At 35.1% G+C, this 464-nt stretch carries 2 protein-coding genes; both read right to left on the reverse strand.

The features are described 5' to 3' along the window. On the reverse strand, positions 1–94 hold a 94-nt coding region (locus ACTD9P_RS29835; protein WP_438870449.1), incomplete at its 3' end, for a transaldolase family protein. Between the two features lie 18 nt (positions 95–112). After that, positions 113–464 (reverse strand): glycine radical domain-containing protein (locus ACTD9P_RS29840; RefSeq protein WP_438870448.1); only part of this gene is annotated, 352 nt, incomplete at its 5' end.

The raw sequence follows: 464 nt of genomic DNA on the forward strand, positions 1-464 counted from the left end.
CAATAGTGGGATTTGAAGTTACCCCAGCTAGCGGCAAAATTTCAGACCACTTTTTAATCTCATCTAAATTTAATGTGTCAAGCATAAATTCCATAAAAAGAACCTCTTTATTTTACAAAGTATGCTCAGTACGTCCTATAATGTCATCTTGGGTTGCCTTAGAAAGAACATTGAAGAATGCAGAGTATCCTGCAACACGAACAATTAAGTCTCTGTGTTTTTCAGGATGTTTCTGAGCGTCAATCAGCGTCTCTCTGGAAACAACATTGTATTGAATATGGTACCCATGTAAACGATTAAAGAATGTTCGTAACAAAGCAATTAGTTTTAATTTATCTTCTTCTTTGGCTAACGTTTGAGGATTTACTTTCTGATTTAAGAGAACCCCACCTACGATTTCATCTGTTGGTAATTTTGAAACAGATTTTAAAACAGATGTAGGGCCGTGTTGATCCATATTATGT

This window comes from Pseudomonas onubensis (assembly GCF_965653655.1).
Lineage (GTDB): Bacteria > Pseudomonadota > Gammaproteobacteria > Pseudomonadales > Pseudomonadaceae > Aquipseudomonas.